Here is a 3,512-nt window from a genome sequence, read left to right on the forward strand (position 1 = left end):
GTCCGGGTCGGCGCCACGGGCTCGCTGCCCGGGCAGGGTGCGGCGAAGGTGCAGTGCAGGAACTCGATCCGGGCGCTGCCCGGCTTCACCGCCTCGAAGGTGTGCACGACGGTGCGCCCGCCGCCGACCTCCTTCTTACCGGCGGTGTCGCCCTCGCCGCGTGAGCCGTCGCTGCGGACGACCGGCCCGGACCGGCCTGGGGCGAGGAGCTGCCAGTCCTCGCGGGTGGAGCCGTTGACCTGTACGGCGACCTCGAACCGCTCCCCGGCCCGCACGGTGATCCGGGAGTCGGCGGGGGTGTAGCGGGCCGCTGCCTCCTCGCCGCCGTCACCGCCGCCACCGCAGGCCGTGGCGGTGAGCAGCAGCAGTGCGGCGACGGCTGCGGCCCTGGGCGCACGGCCGTCGGTCACGGGTTCCGCTCCGGGGCACGGCTGCCCACGCGCAGCCCCATGATCTCGGCGACGGTCAGCAGCCAGCGCACACCGAGCCGTTCCGCTTCCGGGCCGGAGGCCGACTGGGCCGCCGACTCCAGCCAGTCCCGCAGCACGTCCGACGCCTGAGGGGAGGGCAGCGGCTCCGTCAGCGCCGCCGCGTACGCGAGCCCGCCCGCCCGCGCCGTCTTCGCGACGAACGCCACCGACCGGGGCTGCACACCCAGACGGTCCAGGGTCACCGCGGCGGCGATGGCACCGTCACCGAACAGCGCGGGCCGGAACGCCTCCTGCCGCAGCCCGTGGCGGAGCAGCACGCCGACATCGGTCGCGGCGAGGATGTCGTCGTCGGTGCGGGGGGTGGGGTGCGACATGGCGGGCTTTCGGTCGGTGTCGGCGGGCGAGGGACGGCGGCGGGGCGGTCAGTTGACCGTGACCGTGTAGACGAAGAACGCCGCCCGGTCGGTCGGGGTGCCGGTGGCCGTGGGGAACGGGCTCTCCGACGGGCCGCCCGGTGTGATGGAGGCCTTCGGGTAGGGCTTCGCCGACTCGGTGCCGCTGTGGCACTGAGCCATCGGACAGTGCAGCAGGCGGATGGTGGCCCTGCCGGGCTTCAGGGCGGTGAAGTCGAAGAACTGGGTGCCGTCCCCTGCGCCGATGAGGTCGCCGCCGCCCTCCGTCTCTTCCCGCTTTCCGCGGTACTCCAGGACGTCGGCGTCCGGTTTCGGCTCGGCCAGGTACCAGTTCTGGCCGAGCGCCGGGTTCGCGGGCACCTTCAGCGTGAACTCCTCGCCCTTGTCCACGGTGATGGAGCGCTCCTCGGCGCCGTACTCCGTGCCCGCGCCGGAGGTGCCGCAGCCGGCCAGCAGGAGGACGCCGGCCACCGCGGCGAGGACGGGACGGGTCGGACGGGTGCGCTTGGTCACGGGGATCAGTCCTGCTGGATGTAGACGGTGTCGACGTTGCCCTTGTGCGCGGCCGAGTAGCGGTCGTCCGCCGCCGCGCTGAGGTCGCCCTTGATGAACTCCTCCTCGGTGACCCACGTGGTGACACCCCAGGGGTTGTAGATCTGGAGCTTGTTCCCCTCGTGCCCGATGATCATCATGCTGTGGCCGTGCCGGCCGTCCTTGTCGTACCGCTCGATGTTGATCGGGACGGGCTTGCCCTCGGCGACGGACTTCTCGATGTCGGGCAGCACATTGCGGCGGTCGTCCGGACCGTCCATGCTCTGCTGGTCGTACTGGTCGCCCGTGTGCGGGCTCAGTTCCTTCTCGGAGATCTCCTCCTGGCCGTCCTTGTCCATGCCGGACGGATGCCGGTTCCACGGCCAGCCCGAGTTGGAGCCGTCGCCCTCCTCGTGCAGGCGCAGCTGCTCGTCCGTCAGGCGCTTGCGGAAGTGCTCCGGGTCGTCGTCGGTGCCGTCGGGGCCGCCGGTCAGCTCCAGCGCGTACACCGGGTCCACCATGGCCCGCGCGGTGACCGTGGACGACGGCACGCACGTCTCGCCGTCCTGGTCCCACAGCTTGCCGTTGAAGTCCTGGCTCTCCTGGCCCTTCTGCGAGGGGTCGTAGCTCGTCGTGACCGGCGCCAGATGCTCCTGCAACCACCGGGGGTCCTTGCCGTGGATCTTGCCGCCGAACGCGGCGACCTCGTCGACGGAGTACCCGGCGGCGAGCGCCTTCATCAGGTACGCCCGCTCCTGCGGGGTCTTGGCGTCGTGCAGCAGCTTCTCCATGCGGGCCCGGTCGCCCGCGGACAGCGTCTCCATGCGCTGCCCGGCGCGTTCCAGGTCGTTGGCGCTGAGGATCTCGTTGTACTCGGGGTCGCCGTCGATGTTGCTGGTGTCGGCGAGCATCAGCCGGTCGACCGCGGTCAGTTCGTCCGTGGCCATCTTGCCGGTACGGGCCTCCGCGGCCCACTTGTTCAGCTCGCGGGCCGCGGCCCGGGCCGCGTCGTCTGCGGCGACGGCGGCCTCGTGGCGCAGCTTCACCCCGACGGAGGCCACGGAGCGCGCCTTGAGCCGCAGTTCCTCCTCCTCGTCGTTCTCGTGGAGGTCGTCGAAGAAGCCGTCCTTGCCGCCGAGCATGCCGCGTGCCTCACGCAGCCGGGACATGCCCTGCCCGTCCTTCGTCCGCGCGGCCTCCAGCGCGTCCGACAGGGTGATCAGGGCCTTGCCGCCGCCGGTGAACGCCTCGGACATCTCGTTCGCGGCGCGGGCCGCGGCCAGCACCGCGTCGGCGGCGAGCACACTCGTGTCGCCGACCCACACATCGGGAATGCCCTTCTTCGCGACCTTGCTGATCCGCTCGGCGAGGCGGGTCGCGTCGTCGGCCTGGTCCTTGTAGCGCTTGCCGAGCGTCTCCAGAGTGGTCGGGTCGCCGTCGGGGGCGGCCACGCCGATCGCGGAGTCGATCGCGTCGATCAGATCGTTCTTGCTGCCGGCGGAGTCGATGTCGCCGGACAGTTCGGCGAGCCGCTTGCGGCGGTCGGTGGAGGAGTCCGTCATCGGGGTGGTGTCACCGGCCTCAGTAGCTCGACAGGACCGAGGGGCGCTCGGCGGGGGCGGGCTGGGTCGTCACACGCGGGTCGGGGCCGGTGTTCGCGGCGGGCGCGGGCGCCGGCACGCGCGGGTCGGGGCCGGTGTTGCGGGCGCCGCCCACGTCGATCCTGGCCGCGTTCGTACGGACGAGGCCGTCGCTGCCGCCGTACGCGCCCTTCGCTCCCCGTACCTTCTTCGCCAGTTCGTGCAGGGCGTCCTTCAGTGTCTTCGCCTCCGCCTCCCAGGCGGCGGCGTACGCGTTGAACGCCGGGCCCGCGTCGGGGCCGCCCAGCACGCTGTCCGGATAGCAGACGGCGGGGAAGATCGCCTGCGCGATCTTGCCGGCGTCGTCGCCCGCGCCGTCCAGCTCCGTGGCCTGGGCGCCCAGCCCGGACTTGACCTGATAGCCGTCCGACGGCGATGCCATCGCGTCCCCCGTTCCCCGTCGCCGCCCCGGCCGCCGAGCCCTCGAAACGACCCGACTCGGCCGGAACAGTGTGTGATCGCACCGGCGGGGAGGCTAGCACGCGGGGCGTCAAGGG

General features: G+C 72.4%; 5 protein-coding genes. All 5 read right to left on the reverse strand.

The window, feature by feature from the left end; all coding sequences use genetic code 11:
* On the reverse strand, nt 1–410 hold a 410-nt coding region (locus tag MTQ10_RS29015; protein WP_247473360.1), incomplete at its 3' end, for a protease inhibitor I42 family protein.
* Complete coding sequence (locus MTQ10_RS29020) at nt 407–805, reverse strand: hypothetical protein (protein ID WP_247473361.1); 399 nt, start codon at nt 803–805, stop codon at nt 407–409. The genes MTQ10_RS29020 and MTQ10_RS29015, both read right to left, overlap by 4 nt.
* A gap of 48 nt (nt 806–853) precedes the next feature.
* On the reverse strand, nt 854–1,357 hold the full coding sequence (locus MTQ10_RS29025) for a protease inhibitor I42 family protein (protein ID WP_247473362.1): 504 nt from the start codon (nt 1,355–1,357) through the stop codon (nt 854–856).
* A 5-nt stretch (nt 1,358–1,362) separates the two neighbouring features.
* Complete coding sequence (locus MTQ10_RS29030) at nt 1,363–2,937, reverse strand: peptidoglycan-binding protein (RefSeq protein ID WP_247473363.1); 1,575 nt, start codon at nt 2,935–2,937, stop codon at nt 1,363–1,365.
* Between the two features lie 19 nt (nt 2,938–2,956).
* The gene (locus MTQ10_RS29035; RefSeq protein WP_247473365.1) at nt 2,957–3,397 is read right to left on the reverse strand and encodes a hypothetical protein; all 441 of its coding nucleotides are present in this window, start codon (nt 3,395–3,397) and stop codon (nt 2,957–2,959) included.
* Between the last annotated feature and the right edge of the window lie 115 nt (nt 3,398–3,512).

This window comes from Streptomyces sp. XM83C, from assembly GCF_023072675.1.
GTDB classification, from domain to species: Bacteria; Actinomycetota; Actinomycetes; order Streptomycetales; family Streptomycetaceae; genus Streptomyces; species Streptomyces thermocoprophilus.

Bases quoted from the DNA above. Each gene is read 5' to 3' on its own strand.
- MTQ10_RS29020 (WP_247473361.1), bottom strand. From the start codon at position 805: ATGTCGCACCCCACCCCCCGCACCGACGACGACATCCTCGCCGCGACC.
- MTQ10_RS29030 (WP_247473363.1), bottom strand. From the start codon at position 2,937: ATGACGGACTCCTCCACCGACCGCCGCAAGCGGCTCGCCGAACTGTCC.
- MTQ10_RS29035 (WP_247473365.1), bottom strand. From the start codon at position 3,397: ATGGCATCGCCGTCGGACGGCTATCAGGTCAAGTCCGGGCTGGGCGCC.